Raw genomic sequence first — 20,119 nt, 5'->3', positions numbered from 1 at the left:
TTGAAGAATTTAACAATCAAATTAATTACAAAAATGTAGCTTAACTTAATGTGCAGTTTTTATTTGCATATCCAAACAGTTGAAAATTATACTTCCGTACATTTTGCACAAATACTTACCTATTTAAAGCTTGGAAATTATCCGTTGGGATTACTAATAAATTACAATAGTAAAATTTTAAAAAACAATATAAAACGATTTATAAATACAACTTCAGATTCTTAAAAAAAACTTAGTGAATCTTTGAGTTTACTTTGCGAATCTTTGTGAAACAACAATGAAAAAACTCTTTAAACTTATACTCAATACCATTCCGCGGCCCATACTTATTCGTTTAAGTTATGTGGCACGCCCAGTTCTTGCACTTGCGTTAAAAGGAACTACATTCACTGATCCAATTGACGGAAGAAGCTTTAAAACTTTTTTACCTTACGGTTACGGAACACAAAGAAACAATGTGCTTTCACCAAGTACCCTTTCATTAGAGAGACACCGTTTATTATGGTTGTACTTAAATGAAAAAACTGATTTTTTTACGTCTCCAAAAAAAGTTTTACATTTTGCACCGGAACAAGCTTTTTATAAACTGTTTCGAAACCAGAAAAATCTAGATTACACGACAACCGATTTGTTTTCACCGTTAGCAGATGTGAAAGCAGACATTTGTAATTTACCTTTTGAGGACAATCAATACGATGTTATTCTGTGCAATCATGTTTTAGAACACATTCCGGATGATACCAAAGCAATGCAGGAACTGTATCGGGTTTTGAAACCGGGCGGAATGGCAATTTTACAAATTCCACAGGATTTATCCAGAGCCACCACTTTTGCAGATGATTCTATTACGGATCAAAAAGAACGTGCTAAAATATTTGGTCAATACGATCATGTCCGTATTTATGGCCGTGATTATTTTGATAAATTACGAAGTATCGGCTTCAAAGTAATCGAAGAAGAGTATACTAATAAAATTGCACCTGAATTAGTAGAAAAATATTGTTTGGCCAAAGGGGAAATTATCCCGGTTTGTTTCAAATAATTCAAAGTATAAATTTACACCATAAAAAAACCTGCTAAAGTTACTTTTTAGCAGGTTTTTAGTTTATTAGTGCGTCAGTTTATTTTTTTCATAAGCCGTTTATTTGTAATAAAAATAATCAGTTAGTCTTTAAGACCGGAACGAATTAAAACGATTTTGACAGCTATTACTTTCGAAATAATTAATGTAAAAACTAGATGAAGCAAAGACAAAAGGTAATTGCTATATTTACACAATCTTACGTTTTATAAAATGGAAAACCCTTTGCTCAAAATAGCCGCTTTTATGCTTACTGCATTTTATTCCTGCGTTTCTTTGGCACAAATAGAAAAAGAAGTTGCTCCGCCATACCACATTAAAACCATTTCATTTGTTCAAAATGACCAAACTATAATTCCAATTTTAAAACTAGGCGAAGGATTTCAATTGCAATTTGATGATCTTTTTGGCAATGAAGCCAATTATTATTACGAAATAATTCATTGCGATTACAGCTGGAATCCAACGGCAATACCTAAAAACGAATATTTAGAGGGTTTTGACAACCAAAGAATTCAGGAGTACACCAACTCTTTTAATACTTTACAAATCTATTCGCATTACAAATTAGCCATTCCAAATCAATTTACGCTCCAATTAAAAATCAGCGGAAATTACATGATAAAGGTTTTAGATGAAAATAAAGACATCCTGTTTTCGAGAAAATTTATTTTATACGAAGATCTGGTCACGGTTCCCATTCAAGTCAAACGAGCACGAACAATCAGCACTATCGAATTGAAACACAATTTAGATTTTGCGATTAAATCCAATTCCATTGTTTTCCAAACTCCGTTGCGGAATGTCAAACTGTTATTACTTCAAAACGGACAACTAAATAGCGGTATAAAAAATATAATTCCGCAGTATACGATAGGAAATGATTTGATCTACAAATACGATACTGAAACGCAGTTTTGGGCGGGAAATGAGTTTTTGTTTTTCGAAAATAAAGACATCAGAGCCGCAAACAACAACATTGGTCGGGTAGACTTTGACACCCCTATTTATGGTTCTTTTTTATACACTAATGCTGCTAGAGCCAATTTTCCGTATTCTTTTACCCAAGATGTTAATGGGGCTTTTGTAGTCAAGAATATAAGCGCTGCTGACAGCGAATTCGAAGCGGATTATGCCTGGGTCTATTTCAGTCTTTCGGCCCCCACTTTCAGAATGAATAAAAATATTTATGTTGCCGGTATGTTCAATAACTACGCATTAATCCCTGAATATAAGATGGACTATAATCCTAAAAAAGGGCTTTATGAAAAGGCTATTTTAATAAAACAAGGGTTCACAAACTTTCAATACCTTGTTGCGGATGACAAAGGAGTTCTTGATCCGGAAAATGCGATAGATGGCAATTTTTATCAAACAGAAAATGAATATACCATAGTAGTCTATTACAGAGAAAACATAGGTCGTTATGACAGGGCTGTGGGCAAAGGAATGGCAAATTCAATAAACACCATCAATTAAAAAAACTTTCATAAAATTCAACAAAACGATACCCTTTTTTTGTAAATTTGTTAGTACTAAACTCCTACACACCCATTTAATATGGTTTCTCAAATAACAAGAGGTATAAAAATTTCAGTATTGACTAGTTTTGAAGGTACGTACGTTAAGAACTACAAGCTTCATTTTGCATTTAGTTATGAAATTACTATTGAAAACCACAGTAAAGATTCCGTTCAATTGATCTCGCGTCATTGGGAAATTTATGATTCCTTAAATGATATCGAAATTGTTGATGGCGAAGGGGTAATTGGGAAAAAGCCTGTTTTAAAACCTGGCGAATTTCACACCTATAGTTCCGGTTGTCTATTATCATCCCCTTATGGTGCGATGAAAGGGTATTTTAACATGATTAATTTTACCTCAACAAAAAACTTCAAAGTCATTGTACCTACCTTCCGATTGTGTGCTCCCTTTGCTTTAAATTAATTTTTTTCGCTTAAAATATTCCTTTTTCTTATTCCTATTTTATCAATTTTAAAATTATCCTTTGTACTTTTGCAGTACAGTAATTTTTTGATAAAATATCGAGTAATTTATTTTTTAATTTTCTAATCTTAATCTCTTCAAACAGATTATCAAATTACAATATCATGCTAAAAGGATTTTTTCATGCGCCAAAAGCAGTAAACGAACCAGTAAAAGGGTATGCGCCAAATTCACCTGAAAAAGCCGCCGTACAAGCCGCTTATACTAAAATGTGGAATTCTAAAATTGACGTACCATTATATATAGGAAGCGAAGAAATTAGAACAGGGAATACCAAAACAATGTCAGCGCCTCATGACCACAAACATAGTGTAGGAACGTATCATCTTGCCGAAAAATCACATATCGAGAAAGCTATTGCAAATGCATTAGAGTCAAGAACAGCTTGGGCTAACATGGCTTGGGAACAGCGCGCAGCCATTTTCCTTAAAGCCGCTGAATTAATTGCTGGCCCTTACAGAGCCAGAATTAATGCCGCAACCATGATTGCTCAGTCTAAAAATGTTCATCAGGCCGAAATTGATGCGTCATGTGAGCTAATTGACTTTTTGCGTTTCAACGTAGAATTCATGACTCAAATATATGGAGACCAGCCGGCATCCACCTCAGATATGTGGAACCGTCTAGAGTACAGACCTCTTGAAGGATTTGTATATGCGATCACGCCTTTTAACTTTACTGCAATTGCCGCAAATCTTCCAGCAAGCGCCGCAATGATGGGGAACGTTGTAATCTGGAAACCAAGTGATAGTCAAGTTTTTTCTGCGCAAATTATAATCGAAGTGTTCAAAGAAGCTGGTGTTCCTGATGGAGTTATCAATGTAGTTTTTGGAGACCCTTTAATGATTACCGATACCATTCTGGCAAGTCGGGATTTTGCTGGAATTCACTTTACAGGTTCCACTCACGTATTCAAAGATATCTGGGCAAAAATTGGAACAAACATTCACCATTACAAAACGTACCCAAGAATCGTGGGGGAAACAGGCGGAAAAGATTTCATCATAGCGCATTCAAGCGCTAACCCTAAACAAGTTTCTACGGGAATTGTTCGAGGCGCATTTGAATTCCAAGGGCAAAAATGCTCTGCAGCCTCTAGATCTTATGTCCCACAAAGCTTATGGCCCGCTGTAAAAGAGCAAATTATTGCGGATGTAAAATCAATGAAAATGGGATCTCCAGAAGATTTTAGTAATTTTATTACTGCCGTTATTCATGAAGGCTCCTTTGATAAATTGGTCAGTTTTATAGACCAAGCCAAAAAAGATACTGATGCGGAGATTATCGTTGGTGGGAACTATGACAAATCAGTTGGATACTTTATTGAGCCAACGGTAATTGTAACGACTAATCCTCATTATACCACCATGGCAACTGAATTATTTGGACCAGTTATGACTATTTTTGTGTATGAAGATGCAAAATGGGAAGAAACACTAGAATTGGTAGATACAACGTCTGAATACGCATTAACAGGAGCCGTTTTCAGTCAGGACCGTTACGCCATTGAAGTGGCGACAGTGAAATTACAAAATGCTGCCGGTAACTTCTATATTAATGACAAACCAACGGGTGCCGTTGTAGGGCAACAACCTTTTGGCGGAGCAAGAGCTTCAGGAACCAATGACAAAGCAGGTTCTCCATTGAACTTATTGCGCTGGGCTTCTCCAAGAACAATCAAAGAAACTTTCGTTACTCCGGTAGATTACAGATACCCTTTCTTAGGAGAATAGCTATAATGAGGAATTCACCTCACCAAACAATGTATTTCATAAAAAATCCCAAGATTCAAAACAATTGAATCTTGGGATTTTTTTTAGGACTAGACGTTAACACCAAAAAAACGCTGTTATCCAATAAATACTTTTCCAAACTGATTGCCCCTTTGAAAACTATTTATAAACCACCCCAATTACATCCTTTGGATTGTTTTTGTTACTTTATTAAAAAGCGCAATGAAACTTTAGCGATTTTTGACTTCCCTTTTATTTTTCAGACAAATCGAATTCTATCTTTTCAAGAAAACAGACTGGCCTTTATCGAAAATAATTTCAATTAATTGATTCGTCTTTGGAAAGAATTAATTAGCCCAATAAAATAAAAAACAATACTAAAATTATAATTAGTTCAATTTTTTGGCTTTAAAAAGAAACAAAAAACATTTTTTAAGGTTAATTACTATTATATAAAATAAAAAATTAAGATAAGATTAGGATTTTTAACTTAAAATTTAGATTTTTGAAGAATATAACCAAAAATCATAACTATGAAACTAAAGTTTAATGGATTCTTAGTACTACTACTAGTACTTGTGACGCAATTGACCTTTGCACAAGAACGATCTGTTTCAGGGATCGTTTCTGATAATGCAGGAATGCCTATCACGGGAGTCAGTGTATTAGTAAAAGGGACTAAATCAGGGACACAAACTGATTTTGACGGAAAATTTTCAATCAAAGCTACATCAAGCCAAATCTTGATTTTTAGCTATATTGGAATGAAAACTCAGGAAAGAGTAGCAAATTTCGAGAACTTGAAGGTTAAACTTATGGAAGACTCACAAGCTCTAGAAGAAGTCGTAATTACATCTCAAGGTATAAAAAGAGAGAAACAAGCAATTGGTTACGCAGTTAGCCAAGTTAAAGCAAAAGATCTAGAACAAAGGTCAGAAGGTGATATAGCTAGGGTTTTAAGCGGAAAGGCTTCAGGAGTGCAAATCATTAATGGTAGTGGTATTTCTGGTTCCGCAACAAACATCAACATTAGAGGTAACTACTCTGTTAGTGGATCATCTCAACCATTATTCATCGTTGATGGAGTTCCTTTTAGCTCAGACACGAATGCTAATGGTTCATTCATTAATGGTAACTCTGGTTCAAGTAGATTCTTGGATTTAGATCCGAACAACATTGAAAACGTAAGTATCCTAAAAGGATTTGCAGCTGCAACACTTTACGGAACTGAAGGTAGAAATGGTGTAATTTTAATTACTACAAAAAGTGGAAGTTTAAAAAAAGGACCTAAAAAAACAGAGATTTCTGTAAGTCAATCCCTTTTTGCTAACGAAATAGCATCTTTACCAGATTACCAAAATAAATTTGGTAACGGATTTGACCAAGCTTTTGGTAACTTCTACAGTAACTGGGGTCCTGGATTTTATCCAAATGGTATTGGTGGTTACACAAATCCAAATTCTGGAATTGCTGCTGATGGCACAATCAAACACCCATACGACAGAGCAAACTTAAATTCTGCTTTTCCAGAATATATTGGTAAAAGAGTACCTTATTCTGCAAAACCAAACAACGTTAAAGATTTTTTTAGAACAGGTATAGTTGCTAGTACTTCTGTTAATATTGCTGGAGCTTCAGCTGACGGAAAAACTAGTTTCAACTTTAACTTTGGTCATTTAGAAGATGAAGGATTTACACCTGGTAACAAATTAGGTAGAAATTCAATCTCTATTGGTGGTAAGTCTGCTTTAAGTAATAAATTTACAATTAGCGGAACTTTAAACTATTCAAATACTAATTTTAAAAGCCCACCAGTTGCTTTAAGTACAGGCTCAGGAGCTTCAGGAACAGGTTTATCTGTGTTTTCAGATGTGTTTTACACACCTCGTAACGTAGACCTGATGGGATTACCTTTCCAAGATCCTATTACAGGAGGAAGTGTTTATTACAGAAATGATGGTGGAATTGTAAATCCAAATTGGACAGTAAACAATGCTTTCACATCACAATTAACAAATAGAGTTTTTGGTAATTCAGCTTTGAAATACGACATTAACGACAATTTGAACATAACGTATAGAGTAGGTATTGATAATTATACTGAAAGAAACGTTTCAGGAACTAATAAAGGTTCTGGAGGAGCATCTACCTCTGGACCGGTTTTAGGAGACTACAGAACATTTGATAACCTTAATACAATATGGGATCATAACATATTAGTAACCGGGCAGTACTCGCTTACTGATAATTTAGGACTGAATTTCAGTGTAGGGGCAACTTCCAGATCTACTAAATATGACCGTCAGGGAGTTAATAGTGTAGAGCAATTAGGATTTGGAGTATTTAGACACTTCAACTTCAAAACACAAACGCCAATTCAGTACTCAGAAAGCCGAAATATTGCAGGTATCTATGGTCAAGTTGAACTTGATTATAATAAATGGGCTTATTTGACACTTTCTGAAAGAAAGGACTGGGTATCTAATACAAATATTAATACTTTGGATTACCCAAGTGCGAGTTTAGCGCTTATTCCAACAAAAATATTCTCTGAAATAGCATCAGATAAGGGTTTAAATTATTTGAAATTAAGAATGGGTTATGGTACCTCTGCTGGATTTGCAACAGGATATCCAGTTTCAAACAACGTAACATTAGCTCCAAGAGGAAACATAAACGATGCAGGAACTACATTTCCTATTGTATCAGCTTCAAATAACTTAGGAAATCCTAATTTGAGACCCGAACTATTGACTGAGATTGAACTTGGTTTTGATTCCAAATTTCTGAGTAATAGAGTAAGTTTAGATTTTTCTTATTTCAAAAGAAAAACAAAAGATTTAATTACCGACAGACCATTACCTCCAAGTTCTGGATTTGGATCAACAAAAACAAATATCGGTCAAATTGACGGAGAAGGTTTTGAAGTTGATTTAGGTGTAAGCGTTATAAATCACGCAAACGATGGATTTAACTGGGATGTTAGTGCTAACGTAACTAAATCTAAATCTATCGTTACTTCTTTAGGCCCTGACACAGAACAAATTGTTTATGATGGATATTCTAACTTAGGTAACGCTGCAATTCCTGGGCAACAATTTGGGATAATTGTAGGTAGTAGAATTCAAAGAGATGCTAATGGAAATAAAGTTGTAGAAAGTACTGGTTTGTATAAAATCGAACAAGGTATCTTTAACATTGGTAATCCAAACCCTGATTATATATTAAACGTTTCTAATAGTTTTTCATACAAAAATTTTAATTTTGGATTTTTAATTAATTATACAGCAGGTGGAGATATGTTTTCACAAACAATCGCAACTTTGTTAGGTAGAGGTCTTACAACTGATACAGTAGATAGATTAAATACATATATTCTTCCTGGTGTAAAAGCTGATGGATCTGTAAATGATATTCAAATCAACAATTCAGATAATTATTTCAGTAATATTATAGCTGGTGCTGACGAAATGAAAATTTATGACGCAACTGTAATTAGACTTTCTGAAATATCTTTTGGATATAACATACCACGTAAATTATTAGATAAAACTCCATTTGGAGCTCTATCTATATCTGTATCAGGTAACAACTTGTATTACAATGCTATAAATACTCCTAAAGGAATCAATTTCGACCCTAACGTAGCTGGTCTTGGAGTAGGTAATGGTAAAGGATTTGACCACTTGAATGGCCCAACGGCTAAAAGATATGGTTTTAGTATTAAAGCAAGTTTCTAAATTTAAAAATAACAATTATGAACAATACGAAAAAAATAGCAAGTGTAATAATTTTGTTCTTAGGGGCATTATTATACTCTTCTTGCGAGACAATAGACATGGATATGAAAGAGGATCCAAATGCATTATCTGTTGACAAGGCAGATGTGGATTTCTATTTAAATGGTGTTCAACGTTCTTTTGCACTTAACATGCAAGCTTATGGTAGAACAAGTATGGAAGTAACAAGGATGACTAATATGTTTGGTAGAAGTTATGAAAATGCTTATAGCCCTGCTACATTAGACTCAAAATGGGCAGTTTCTTATCAAACAGTTTTAAAGAACATCCAATTAATGAATGTTAAAGCTGCAGAAAAAGGATTGAAACGCCATATTGGTATGGGACAGGTATTAGAAGCATACACTATTGTTAACTTAGTTGACTTTTTTGGTGATGTCCCCTATACTGAAGCTTTATTAGGAGCTACTAATCTAAATGCAAAGGCAGATACTGGAGCATCAATTTACAATGCTGCTTTAGTTTTACTAGATAAAGCAATTGTAAATTTTTCAGAAACTAGTCCAACAACAACAACTTTCAATGATTTTTATTACAATAAAGATTGGACTAAGTGGATTAAGTTAGCTAATTCTATTAAGATGAAAATCTACATTCAAAGAAGATTAGTTGACCCTTCAGCTATCGCTAGTTTTAATACTATTGTAGCAACAGGAAACTTTATGCAAACTGCTTCAGATGATTTCCAATTTGACTGGAATTCAAATGTTAACAACCCTGATGGAAGAAGTCCTTTATACAGAGACAACTATTTAACTACAGGTACTTCTGAATACCAATCAAACTGGTTTATGGATTTAATGCTAAGTGACAAGTCTATAGCTGACCCTAGAATGAAATTCTACTTCTACAGACAGTTAAACGGACAATCACCAATTGACCCTACTACATTAAAATGTTCTATTGAACCAGCTCCAGCTCACTACGTAGCCGGAGGTTATACTTACTGTACTGTAGCTAATGGATACTGGGGCAGAGATCATGGAGACAATTTTGGTATTCCACCAGATGCTGACAAGAAAACTGCTTATGGAGTTTATCCTGCAGGAGGTCGTTTTGATGATAACACATTTAAAACTGTAAATAACTTAAGTGGAGCTAAAGGAGATGGAATTACACCAATATTACTAAGTTCTACTATGGATTTCTACAGAGCTGAAGCTGCGTTATACGGAGGTATAGGAAGTGCAAAAGCATTTATTTTATCTGGAGTTCAAAAATCATTCACTAAAGTGAGAGCTTTTATATCTAGAGATGCTGGTGCTATAGTATCAACTGTACCTGCTACAACAAGAGATGTAACTTATATGAACGAAGTTGGAAATAAATTTGATGCTGCTACTTTAACAGGTCAAAGAGAAATTCTTGCGAAAGAATTGTTCATCTCGGTTTTCGGAAACGGAACAGATGCATACAACTTTTATAGAAGAACTGGATTCCCTCAAAGAATTCAACCAAATCTAGAACCAAATCCTGGGCAATTTATAAGATCATTTTTATATCCAGCAAATGAATCTTCTTCTAATTCAAATATGAAGCAAAAAACTAGCGTTTCAGCAAGAGTATTCTGGGATAACAATGCTACAACTGGATTTCCAATTGGTAACTAATAAATATTAAACATGAAAAAATATATAAAAAACTTAACGTATTGCTTACTTGCAATGGGCATGGTACTATTACAATCTTGTAGTAGTGATGAAAGTACTGCAGACAATGTACTTGCCAACACTACAAGAGGCGCAATTTTAAGAACTTTAAAAGTAAACCAATCTACTTTTAATTTCTTTGATACAACTTCTAAATGGTCAGTAAATATTGAAGAACAAGATAGTAAAAATGGAGATCTTCTATCAGAAGTTAGATTGTATGTAAAACACACTAAAAATGGAGTAACAAGTGCCGAAAAATTAGTGAAATCATATTCCGCAACAGCCTTTCCAAAAGGATCTAATAATTTACCTACAGGTGAAGTAAGTGCTACACTTGCTGAGACTCTGGCTAAATTAGGGCTTACAACCGGAGGTTACACTACATCCGATAAATTTACAATGAGATTAGAATTAGTGTTAACGGATGGTAGAACATTTACTAATACTAACTCTTCTAGTACAGTTGTAGGTGGAGTTTACTTCTCATCAGGATTTGTATATTCAGTTCAATTCTTTTGTCCATTAGCTAGTGCAGCTGCTTTCAATGGTAACTACAAAGTAACCGCTGATGCTTGGGCTGACTACGCAGTTGGAGATATAGTGCCTGTTCAATACGTATCCACTGATGGATTGTATACATTTAGAATTAGAAATACAAACAATCCATACTTAAACAATCCTTCGACATCCTATATGATAGTAACAATCAACCCTTCAAATGCAGTGGCAACTGTTACTGCTAATGAGCAGTTCGACTACACAGGCTGGATGAAGGTAACAGTGACTGGATCAGGATCTGTAGGTTCTTGTACTGGGGACATTAACTTAAGATTAAACTTCAGTGGATCGTCACAAAATCAAACTTTTACCTTAGTTAAAATTTAGATTAAATAAATTTCCATATATCTAAAACCACCATCATTACGATGGTGGTTTTTTTTTATATATTTGCACCATGGAAAAAGAACATCAAATATTTGGGATTAGAGCTATAATCGAAGCCATACAAGCAGGCGCAACAGTAGACAAAGTCTACATTCAGAAGGAAGCGAGCAGCGAACTGATGAAAGACTTAATGAAAGTGATGAAGCGCGGTAATATTAACTTTTCTTATGTTCCGGTTGAAAAACTAAATAGATTAACGCCTAATAACCATCAAGGTGCAGTGGCAACCATATCCCCTATCTCCTTTTTTGATTTAGAAACGTTGATTGAATCTGTAATTGAAAACGGGAAAAAACCATTGTTCTTAATATTAGATCAAATCTCTGATGCGCGTAATTTTGGCGCTATCATCAGAACTGCTGAATGCACCGGCGTAAACGGTATTATTGTCCAAAAAGCAGGCTCAGCTCCTGTGAATGGTGATACGGTAAAAACCTCTGCAGGAGCTGTATTCAATATTCCAATTTGCAAAGTAGAACACATCAAAGATGCTATTTTCTTATTGCAAGCAAGCGGTATCAAAACAGTTGCTGCAACTGAAAAAACAGATCAAAACATCTATGATATCTCTTTGAACGAGCCTGTTGCCATAATTATGGGATCTGAGGATCGTGGTGTAAACCCATCTGTATTGAAGATTGTTGACGAAAAAGCTAAACTTCCCATGTTTGGAACTATTGGTTCTTTAAATGTATCCGTAGCTTGTGGTGCTTTTTTATACGAAGCGGTAAGACAGAGAAGTTAATTTCCAAACCCTTCCCAAAGAATAGGGAACCAAAACAAATTCACTAAAAATGAATCAAGACTCCCGTTTTGATTCATTTTTTTTATGCGCTACAACAGTGTAACAAATCGGGAGACTACACCAATAAAAAGAAGCAAATTCCTCAGGCTCGTCTCTCGGAAGATTTACAAAATTACCGTTGGCATCAAAACGCTGCATGAATTTATCCGCCAAGGGATCATAATCCGGATGTTCCCAATCATACTTAAGGACTTTTTTATACTCTGGAGTTTTATATACTAACGTAAGAAGGAATCCAGAGAGCAACCCTCCCAGGTGACCTTCCCAAGAAATAGACTTATTACCTGGAATCTCAGGACTTGGAAAAACATACCAAACTAAACCTCCATAAACAACAATCACGGCAAGAGACAAGGCTATTAATCGATTGTACTTTGTTTGAATTCCCTTAAAAAAAATAAAACTAAACAACACATAAATCAAACCACTGGCTCCAATATGGTAATTCTCCCGACCAATAATCCACGTGATAAATCCAGACAATAGAATTCCATACCCAACAACCGCCAACGATTGTTTCGCATAGAAAAATTGTAAAGCGACCAATAATACCAATACAGGTATCGAGTTGTTGTACAAATGCTCTATATCACTATGAATAAAAGGACTGAACAAGATTCCTTGCAGACCTGAAAATGTTCGAGGGTAAATACCGTTTTGGACAAAGTCAAAATCAAATCGAATTTCGAGCCAATAGACAAACCACAATACTACCACAAAAAAAAGAGGCAGTCCAATAACTAAATTCGTGAATTTAAAATGTTTGTCCATGAATCCTACTTGTTTATACTATTATCTTAATTCAAAAACTTCTCCAAAAGCAATTTAATGCAATTTTGTCATAGTACAACCCAAGAGTAAAATTAAACACAAGAATTCCTAGCCCAGATGGAAACGGCATCCCACGCTTTTTTGCGTGGATATAGTGTACAGCTGGAAATAGCTCCGAAAAATAAATTTGACAATCATAAATGGGCTTAGATTAAAAAAAATATTAATTTTGCACAATGGAAGCACCACTTGCAGAGCGCATACGACCACAAAAATTAGAAGAGTACATTAGTCAATCCCATTTGGTCGGACCAAATGGTTCCTTGACACAACAAATCACAAAAGGAATTATCCCTTCCTTAATTTTTTGGGGACCACCGGGCACTGGTAAAACTACTTTAGCGCAAATTATTGCACAGGAATCAAAACGACCCTTTTATATTTTGAGTGCCATCAATTCCGGTGTGAAAGACATTCGCGAGGTGATTGAAAAAGCAAAGCAAAGTGGGGGTTTGTTTACGGCTAAAAACCCTATATTATTCATTGATGAGATTCATCGTTTTAGCAAATCCCAACAAGATTCGTTATTGGCTGCGGTAGAAAAAGGGTGGATCACCCTAATTGGTGCCACAACAGAAAACCCTAGTTTTGAAGTTATTCCAGCACTACTGTCCCGATGTCAGGTGTATGTTTTGAACGCTTTTAGCAAAAAAGACTTAGAAACACTTCTGGAACGCGCCATAAAAACAGACGCTTATTTGCAGACCAAAAACATTAAACTAAGAGAAACAGAAGCCTTATTGCGCCTTTCCGGTGGCGATGGACGTAAGCTGTTGAATATTTTTGAACTTGTTGTACATGCATCCGAAGAAGACGATGTTATAATCACTAACGAACGTGTTTTTGCTTTAGTACAACAAAATACCGTTTTGTATGACAAAACTGGCGAACAACATTATGACATTGTTTCAGCTTTTATAAAATCCATTCGGGGAAGTGATCCAAATGGTGCTGTGTATTGGCTTGCCCGCATGATTGAAGGCGGTGAAGATGTTAAATTTATTGCTCGTCGAATGCTTATCCTGAGTAGTGAAGATATAGGAAATGCCAATCCAACTGCTTTTATTATGGCCAATAATACCTTTCAGGCGGTTGCCACAATTGGATATCCGGAAAGCAGGATTATATTAAGCCAATGTGCCGTTTATTTAGCCACTTCCCCTAAAAGTAACGCTTCGTATCTGGCCATTGGAACTGCGCAACAACTTGTAAAACAAACTGGCGATTTACCGGTACCAATTCACTTGCGCAACGCGCCCACTAAATTAATGAAAGAATTAGGGTATGGCGAAGAATATAAATATGCACACGATTACACAAATAATTTTGCAGAACAAGAATTCCTTCCTAATGAACTGTCCAACAATCCCATTTATATTCCCGGAAATAACTCCCGAGAAAACATCACAAGAGAATTCTTAAAAAACCGCTGGAAAAATAAATATGGCTATTAAAACACAAAAAGGGATACACCGCAGTACATCCCTTTTAGAAAAATAATTAATTTATAATTGCACTAAAACTTTACCGTTATTTTTTCAGAATATAATTTGTCGTTTTCATAATACTCAAAAAACCATTGGTTGTTCTTAGCAATTAAAACACCTTTAATATCTCCTTTGAAAGCGATAAAAGATTCGGCACTAGAGGTTTTAAAAACTTTCATAACAACTTTTGGAGAACTATCAATCAACTGGAAACCGGTTGCCGTAGGCTGAGCATAAAGCAAATCCATTTCTTTTTCATCAGATACTGAGTCGCTGACTACTTTTTGAGCCAACACCACCGGAGCGGCCAAGGGCTTGGTAACTTCTGGCTCCATAGTTGTATTTATAGTACCGTTATATTTATATTGCAACTCATTAACGGATTCAAAAGCTTTGTTAAGCGCTTCGCCATACGCAGTTTCATATTGTTTCTCCTTGCTTTTCCCCACTGCAGATTGGAAAATTATTTTCCCGTAACAATCCTTAAGTGTCACAAATAACTTAGTCATCAAAAAAGCATTTTCTTTAACAACATCCATATACAACAAACTGCAACGGTCACTGTAGTCACTTGGAATGGCTTCTTTGCTGTAAAAAGCTTCAAAACCGGCTTTGTTTAGATTGAATTTAGACATTGTTGTCAGTCGATACTGATTCTCTGTTTTGAGGAAATCGTACTTAACGGGAATAATCACAGCTTTATAATCGTTTACCGATTGAGAATAGGAATAACTAACAACTAATATCAGCAGGAATACTAATGATTTTTTCATCTTTATAAATATTTTTTAAGTTCTAATAAATGGTTAATTTGTATGATGTGCTGTTCTACCTGAACTTTACTTTCATTAAAGAAAATAGCTTGCAGTCCCGCATCCAGTGCTCCTTGAACATCCGCTTCTAAACTATCACCAATCATGATACTTTTTTCTTTTTTGGCTTTGGCCAAATCTAAAGCGTAATCAAAGATAATGGGATTTGGTTTTTTTACCCCAGCCATTTCTGAATTAGTTATGGTCTGAAAATAGCTTCCAATTTTTGAATTGTTCAATTTTTTAAATTGCACTTCCGCAAAACCATTGGTTATAATATGCAAATTGTATTTAGGTTTTAAATACTCCAAAAGTTCCACTGTCCCATCAAAAAGATGATTGTTGTCCGGCAAAAACCGAATATAATCCTCCGCTATAGTCTCTATTTCTTCATCTGAAATAGTATAACTCAACGCATCAAACGAGTGTTTCAATCGATTGTACCGCAATTCCTGATGGGTAATCTTATCGTATTGATAAAGTGCCCAACACGCTTGGTTAATTGGAACATATTTTTCAATAAACTCCTTGGTTGCTATCGTTGGATGATTTCTGTTAAAAATAGTCTCAAAAGTGAGCTCTGAATTTTTATCAAAATCCCAAAGGGTATGATCTAAATCAAAAAAAACGTCCTTTATATGTGTTTGTTTCATTTTGTAATTTTAAAATATCCCTTCATCTGCAAAGCTGAAATAACTGGTTTCAGTTATAATAAGATGATCTAATACTTTTATTTCTAAACTATCACCTGCCAATTTCAATTTTCTTGTAATTTGTTTGTCGGCATCACTAGGAATCAATGTTCCGGAAGGATGATTGTGACACAAGATCAATGCTGTAGCTCCGATTTCGAGTGCCGTTTTGAAAACGATTCGCACATCGACCAATGTTCCGGTGATTCCGCCTTTACTCAATTGGGATTTCGACAGTACCTTATTGGAGTTATTCATATAAATAATCCAAAATTCTTCGTGTGGTAATTCCCCAATAATAGGCTGCATGATTTCGAAAATGATTTTGCTGGAAGTAATTTTCGTTAATTCCACAACCTCTTCGCCTCTTCTGCGTCTTCCTAATTCTAAAGCAGCAATAATAGAAATGGCCTTTGCCTCTCCTATTCCTTTAAATTGCATGAGCTGAGACAGTGATAATTTTCCTAAGGCATTCAAATTAGTATCTACGCTTGCCAAAATCCGTTTACTCAAATCCACCGCTGACTCATTCCTGCTGCCGGAACCTATCAAAATAGCTATCAGTTCCGCATCACTCAAAACACTTTTACCTTTCAGCATTAGTTTTTCACGTGGTTTATCGTCTTCGGACCAATTGGTAATAGGAAAAAAGGAATTTTCAGCCATTCGCTTGTTGTTTAAATTTGTTTGCGCATGCAAATACTATTTTCTAAACCCACATAAGGCTCATAATTATCAACAATAACATATCCCGCTTTTTGATACAAAGCAATGGCTTCCTTTTGCTTGTATAATGTTTCCAAAACAGAAAATGATGATCCAGAATCCTGCGCCCAAAGTTCCAATTCTCGTAAAATAGTTTGAGCCAATCCCATTCCTCGCACCTCAGGAGAAACAAACATACGTTTTATTTCAATTGTATTTTTATCATATTTTTTAAAACAACCGCAAGCAACAGCTTCGTTTTTTAGATATACAACAATAACATTTGGGTTTAATTCCAAAATATTATTACCCCAATAGTCGGTTTTTAATTCGGGATAACGCTCCCATAAACTTTTATCTAAAGCGCTAATAAGAGCCATAAAATCAGGATTTTCGCTTGTAGTCTTAGCAATTCTTATAGAATCTTTCATAGCATTATTTACTTTACCAATTCCTTTACTTCATCAAAATTCAATCCGCCGTAATTACCGGAACTCATCAACAACAAAGCCGAATTTTCAAGGTTTAAATTAAACAAATAATCCGCAAAATCTTTTGGATTGGTATAAATAATTAAATCTTTTTTGTTAAAAGCAGTAGCAATTTGCTCGTGTGTTACTTCCTCCAATTGTTTGATTTTTACGGCATCGGGCGAATAGAAAACTACTGCTGTATCAGCATATTCAAGTGCGCCTTCGTATTCTTTTAAGAATTCTGCATTCAAGCTACTATAAGTGTGAAGTTCTAAACAACCCACTAAAGTACGATTTGGATATTGTTCTTTTACCGCTTTGGTAGTTGCCGCCACTTTACTTGGGGAATGTGCAAAATCTTTATAGGCCACTTTTGTTTTACTCTCCGCAATTTTTTCTAATCGTTTTGATGCACCTTTGAAACTGGCAATGGCTTCATAAAAATCAGCTTCATCAACACCCATATTCTGGCAAATCCATTTGGCACCAGCCAAATTATTAAGATTATGTGCTCCAAAAACTTCAATTGGCATGTCGCCTTCCGGAGTTTCCAGCAGTGTCACACCCTCATTAACAGTATATTTTGGGGTATGATAGGCTAATTTTCGGATTGGATTTGTAGCCGCTTCTGCAACACGTTTTACTTCAGTATCATCTTCATTATACACGAGAATCCCGCCATTGGTAATTTTGCCAATAAAAATTTCGAACTGCTCCACGTAATTTTCATACGTGGGAAAAACATTGATATGGTCCCAAGCAATCCCTGAAATTAGAGCAATATTCGGTTGGTATAAATGGAACTTTGGTCTTCTGTCTATCGGCGAGGACAAATATTCATCTCCTTCTAAAACGATAAAGTCATTCTCTTCCGTAAGATGCACCATTGTATCAAATCCTTCCAGTTGAGCGCCAACCATGTAATCTACAGCAATGTCATGGTAGTGCATTACATGCAAAATCATCGAAGTTATAGTTGTTTTTCCATGAGAACCACCAATAACCACACGTGTTTTATTTTTAGATTGTTCGTATAAAAACTCCGGATACGAATATATTTTGAGTCCTAATTCCTGGGCTTTCAATAATTCAGGATTATCTGCTTTGGCATGCATACCAAGAATTACAGCTTCAATAGCTGATGTTATTTTTTCAGGAAACCAGCCTAATGCTGGCGGTAAAATCCCTTTTTTGTCTAATCTAGATTTTGACGGTTCAAAAATGGCGTCGTCACTTCCCGTAACTTGATATCCTTTGTTGTGTAATGCTAAAGCCAGATTGTGCATGGCGCTACCTCCGACAGCTATAAAATGTGTACGCATTAATTGTTTTAATTTAGAGTTTTACAGTTCAAGTGAATTAAAAACTACTTTGAACCTTTTTGTTATTATAGGATTCTAAAAGAGATTTTGCCTTTTCAGTTTCATTCATTTTATCATTATATAAGCTAACCAGCTTTTGGTAACTTATTTTTGAACCACCAGCCAGAATTGCTTTTTTATACTGCTGTTCCGCACCTTTATATCGTTCGAAATATTCCTCAATATGACCTCTTGACAAATATCCATCAACAGGCGACAACCGCAATAATTCATCGGAATATTTCATAGCCTTAGTTTCACTCCCGCCAACAATTCCCGGTAACTGAATGTATATTTCAATCAAAGCCCAACGCGCCTCTATATGTTTTGGATTCAGATTGATGGCTTTTTCAAAGGAGGCTTTAACTTCAGCAATCATCCCAAGCGCCTTAAATTTACTGCTCTCTTTAGCTCTCATTCCCATCGCACCACCATATTTATAATAATAATTGGCTTCTGATGGTTTTACTGTTTTTAGCTTTTTATAATAGGTAATTGCTTTTTCCCATGAATTATAATAACCGGCAATATCGCCCAAATACTCTATCGTCTTCAAATCTGAAGGATTCGTTTTTAGTATTGATTCAAATATTGTTTGTGCCTGCTCATACTTTTCCTCTTTGAAGAGTTTTTGCGCTTTTTCAAAATTGGATTGTGACCAAATCATAATAGGAAACAATAAAAAAACTAGTATACTATGTTTCATGCTTCAAAAATAAGGAAAATTTAAAGTATTAAACAGCTTTTTTAATCTTAAAAAAGTTAACAAATCAATATGTGTAGCGTGTAATAATAATATATACGAAACATTATCATAACACAGAGTAATTAATTTCGTCAAAACAAATTATGAAAAGAAAGAGAAAAATTCCTTTAGTCGTATTGAGCGATGTACACTTAGGAACATATGGTTGTCAGGCCAATGAATTACTACAATATTTAAAATCGATTCAGCCAAAAATGTTGGTTTTAAATGGAGACATTATTGATATGTGGAGTTTTAGCAAAAGATATTTTCCTGCCTCACACATGAATGTATTGCGACAAATCATAAAAATGTCGAATCAAGGAACTCGAGTTATTTATATTACGGGAAATCATGATGAAGCTTTAAGGAAATATTCCGATTTTATTTTAGGGAATTTTGAATTGGCAGATAAATTGATCCTGGACTTAGATGGAAAAAAAACCTGGATTTTTCACGGGGATGTTTTCGATTCTTCTACGAAAGGTTATGCTAAAATTTTAGCTAAACTTGGCGGAAAAGGCTATGATTTATTGATTTTGATAAATAGTTTTATCAATTGGGTTTTAGTGCTTTTGGGAAAAGAAAAAAGAAGCTATTCTAAAATGATTAAGGACAGTGTAAAAAAAGCCGTCTCTTTTGTGTCAAATTTTGAAACTACAGCCGCCGAAATTGCTATTCAAAAAAAATACAGTTATGTAGTTTGCGGACACATTCACAAACCCCAAATGAGGGAAGTACAAAATGAACATGGAAAGGTTATGTATTTAAACAGCGGTGATTGGGTCGAAAACCTTACCGCATTGGAATACAAAAAAGAAAAATGGAGTATTTACCAGTATAAAAAAACGGACTATATAGACCATGAGAACAAAGAAGATGCAATTATAAATGACATTGTAACCAAAATTTTATCTTAATAACCCTGAGGAAAAATCATCTTATCCTAATAAATCCATATTTAAAAGAAATCAGTTATAATCCAATCTA

18 protein-coding genes are annotated in these 20,119 nt (G+C 34.9%); 11 read left to right on the top strand and 7 right to left on the bottom strand.

Annotated features, from left to right (window positions below; genetic code table 11):
• Nucleotides 1–48 precede the first annotated feature (48 nt).
• The 9 genes from EKL98_RS13940 to rlmB all read left to right on the top strand — a co-directional run bounded on the left by EKL98_RS13940 (nucleotide 49) and on the right by rlmB (nucleotide 11,963).
• Entirely contained in the window at nucleotides 49–225 is a 177-nt protein-coding gene (locus EKL98_RS13940; protein ID WP_126562914.1) for a GxxExxY protein, read from the top strand.
• Nucleotides 226–277: 52 nt separating this feature from the next.
• Nucleotides 278–1,042, top strand: coding sequence for a class I SAM-dependent methyltransferase (locus EKL98_RS13935; protein WP_126562913.1), 765 nt, complete (start codon nucleotides 278–280; stop codon nucleotides 1,040–1,042).
• A 285-nt stretch (nucleotides 1,043–1,327) separates the two neighbouring features.
• On the top strand, nucleotides 1,328–2,560 hold the full coding sequence (locus EKL98_RS13930) for a type IX secretion system plug protein (protein WP_126562915.1): 1,233 nt from the start codon (nucleotides 1,328–1,330) through the stop codon (nucleotides 2,558–2,560).
• Nucleotides 2,561–2,641: 81 nt separating this feature from the next.
• Nucleotides 2,642–3,028 carry a Co2+/Mg2+ efflux protein ApaG gene (gene apaG / locus EKL98_RS13925; protein WP_126451805.1) on the top strand — a complete coding sequence of 129 codons (387 nt, stop codon included), beginning with the start codon at nucleotides 2,642–2,644 and terminating at the stop codon, nucleotides 3,026–3,028.
• Between the two features lie 164 nt (nucleotides 3,029–3,192).
• Nucleotides 3,193–4,821, top strand: coding sequence for an L-glutamate gamma-semialdehyde dehydrogenase (gene pruA / locus EKL98_RS13920; RefSeq protein ID WP_126458822.1), 1,629 nt, complete (start codon nucleotides 3,193–3,195; stop codon nucleotides 4,819–4,821).
• 533 nt (nucleotides 4,822–5,354) lie between these two features.
• Nucleotides 5,355–8,561 carry a SusC/RagA family TonB-linked outer membrane protein gene (locus tag EKL98_RS13915; RefSeq protein WP_126562912.1) on the top strand — a complete coding sequence of 1,069 codons (3,207 nt, stop codon included), beginning with the start codon at nucleotides 5,355–5,357 and terminating at the stop codon, nucleotides 8,559–8,561.
• Between the two features lie 53 nt (nucleotides 8,562–8,614).
• On the top strand, nucleotides 8,615–10,231 hold the full coding sequence (locus EKL98_RS13910; protein WP_233589443.1) for a SusD/RagB family nutrient-binding outer membrane lipoprotein: 1,617 nt from the start codon (nucleotides 8,615–8,617) through the stop codon (nucleotides 10,229–10,231).
• A gap of 60 nt (nucleotides 10,232–10,291) precedes the next feature.
• Nucleotides 10,292–11,158, top strand: coding sequence for a hypothetical protein (locus tag EKL98_RS13905; RefSeq protein ID WP_126458813.1), 867 nt, complete (start codon nucleotides 10,292–10,294; stop codon nucleotides 11,156–11,158).
• A 70-nt stretch (nucleotides 11,159–11,228) separates the two neighbouring features.
• Nucleotides 11,229–11,963 carry a 23S rRNA (guanosine(2251)-2'-O)-methyltransferase RlmB gene (rlmB, locus tag EKL98_RS13900; protein ID WP_126458809.1) on the top strand — a complete coding sequence of 245 codons (735 nt, stop codon included), beginning with the start codon at nucleotides 11,229–11,231 and terminating at the stop codon, nucleotides 11,961–11,963.
• Nucleotides 11,964–12,017: 54 nt separating this feature from the next.
• Here rlmB and EKL98_RS13895 read toward each other — a convergent pair whose 3' ends face one another.
• On the bottom strand, nucleotides 12,018–12,794 hold the full coding sequence (locus tag EKL98_RS13895; RefSeq protein WP_126562911.1) for a rhomboid family intramembrane serine protease: 777 nt from the start codon (nucleotides 12,792–12,794) through the stop codon (nucleotides 12,018–12,020).
• Between the two features lie 236 nt (nucleotides 12,795–13,030).
• Between EKL98_RS13895 and EKL98_RS13890 the strand changes: the two genes are divergently transcribed.
• Complete coding sequence (locus EKL98_RS13890) at nucleotides 13,031–14,308, top strand: replication-associated recombination protein A (RefSeq protein ID WP_126451798.1); 1,278 nt, start codon at nucleotides 13,031–13,033, stop codon at nucleotides 14,306–14,308.
• A gap of 62 nt (nucleotides 14,309–14,370) precedes the next feature.
• Here EKL98_RS13890 and EKL98_RS13885 read toward each other — a convergent pair whose 3' ends face one another.
• From EKL98_RS13885 to EKL98_RS13860, 6 genes are read right to left on the bottom strand one after another with little or no spacing between them, the layout of a single operon-like run.
• Nucleotides 14,371–15,114, bottom strand: a complete 744-nt coding sequence (locus tag EKL98_RS13885; protein ID WP_126562910.1) for a hypothetical protein — start codon at nucleotides 15,112–15,114, stop codon at nucleotides 14,371–14,373.
• A 2-nt stretch (nucleotides 15,115–15,116) separates the two neighbouring features.
• Nucleotides 15,117–15,806, bottom strand: a complete 690-nt coding sequence (locus tag EKL98_RS13880) for a YjjG family noncanonical pyrimidine nucleotidase (protein WP_126451796.1) — start codon at nucleotides 15,804–15,806, stop codon at nucleotides 15,117–15,119.
• Between the two features lie 9 nt (nucleotides 15,807–15,815).
• Nucleotides 15,816–16,511, bottom strand: a complete 696-nt coding sequence (radC, locus tag EKL98_RS13875) for a RadC family protein (RefSeq protein WP_126451795.1) — start codon at nucleotides 16,509–16,511, stop codon at nucleotides 15,816–15,818.
• An 11-nt stretch (nucleotides 16,512–16,522) separates the two neighbouring features.
• The gene (locus EKL98_RS13870; RefSeq protein ID WP_126458793.1) at nucleotides 16,523–16,981 is read right to left on the bottom strand and encodes a GNAT family N-acetyltransferase; all 459 of its coding nucleotides are present in this window, start codon (nucleotides 16,979–16,981) and stop codon (nucleotides 16,523–16,525) included.
• Between the two features lie 8 nt (nucleotides 16,982–16,989).
• Nucleotides 16,990–18,345 (bottom strand): UDP-N-acetylmuramate--L-alanine ligase, encoded by a 1,356-nt coding sequence (locus EKL98_RS13865; RefSeq protein WP_126562909.1) that lies wholly within the window; start codon nucleotides 18,343–18,345, stop codon nucleotides 16,990–16,992.
• Nucleotides 18,346–18,382: 37 nt separating this feature from the next.
• Nucleotides 18,383–19,090, bottom strand: coding sequence for a tetratricopeptide repeat protein (locus EKL98_RS13860; protein WP_126458787.1), 708 nt, complete (start codon nucleotides 19,088–19,090; stop codon nucleotides 18,383–18,385).
• Nucleotides 19,091–19,233: 143 nt separating this feature from the next.
• Here EKL98_RS13860 and EKL98_RS13855 point away from each other — a divergent pair, with 143 nt between their 5' ends.
• Complete coding sequence (locus tag EKL98_RS13855) at nucleotides 19,234–20,049, top strand: UDP-2,3-diacylglucosamine diphosphatase (RefSeq protein WP_126458781.1); 816 nt, start codon at nucleotides 19,234–19,236, stop codon at nucleotides 20,047–20,049.
• Nucleotides 20,050–20,119 lie beyond the last annotated feature (70 nt).

The organism is Flavobacterium bomense, from assembly GCF_003970355.1.
Note: the sequence above shows the minus strand (reverse complement) of the source record. Positions and strands in the feature narration are given on the sequence as shown.